Annotated in this window: 1 protein-coding gene and 1 pseudogene; both read left to right on the forward strand. The window is 34.0% G+C overall.

Annotated features, from left to right (window positions below; translation table 11 throughout):
- Positions 1 to 309: pseudogene (locus tag RM529_RS17690) on the forward strand (hypothetical protein); the annotation flags it as partial.
- Positions 306 to 569 (forward strand): hypothetical protein, encoded by a 264-nt coding sequence (locus RM529_RS17695; RefSeq protein ID WP_311486050.1) that lies wholly within the window; start codon positions 306 to 308, stop codon positions 567 to 569. The pseudogene RM529_RS17690 and the gene RM529_RS17695, both read left to right, overlap by 4 nt.
- The last annotated feature ends 34 nt before the right edge of the window (positions 570 to 603 follow it).

Consider the following 603-nt stretch of genomic DNA (forward strand, 5'->3'; position numbering starts at 1 on the left):
GGCGCATATGATTATTTACATCTTGGTGTTCTCTATCTGGAAACAGAGAAATTTGAAAAGGCAATAGAAGTATTTAAGAAACAATCCCAGACAAATGAATTAGCTGAAAATCAATATTACTCGGCATTAGCTTTTTTAAATTTAAACAAATTAACTGAATACAGATCTTGTTTAAATAAAGCAATGGAACTTTACATTCAAGGAAAAAAAATGTCTGATCCTTATTCAAATCCATTGGACAAAATCTACCTTGAAAACATTGAGAACCAGATAAAACGGCTGATAACAATGGCTAATTGTGGGCTATGAGTAGAATACAGGAAAAATTATCCTTGATGACCGACAAGGAATTGGCAATTCTTATCAAGTATAAAATTGGAGAATATTTAAAACCGACTCAAGAAGAAATTCTTTCCTATTCCAAGGAACGGAAAATGACTGCCGAACGTATTACCCAGTTGACCTCAGATTATAATGGAGCTCATTCAAAAAGAAAACCTTCAACCGCTCTTGAGAAAGTTAAAAACTACGTCAATGAAGTCATAGCTGGTATTCTCGGCAGTTTGTAAAAAGCAGAGGACCAAATCCGTATACGGATTACCA

The organism is Autumnicola edwardsiae (genome assembly GCF_031846505.1).
Classification (GTDB): domain Bacteria; phylum Bacteroidota; class Bacteroidia; order Flavobacteriales; family Flavobacteriaceae; genus Autumnicola; species Autumnicola edwardsiae.

Bases quoted from the DNA above. Each gene is read 5' to 3' on its own strand.
- RM529_RS17695 (WP_311486050.1), top strand. From the start codon at position 306: ATGAGTAGAATACAGGAAAAATTATCCTTGATGACCGACAAGGAATTG.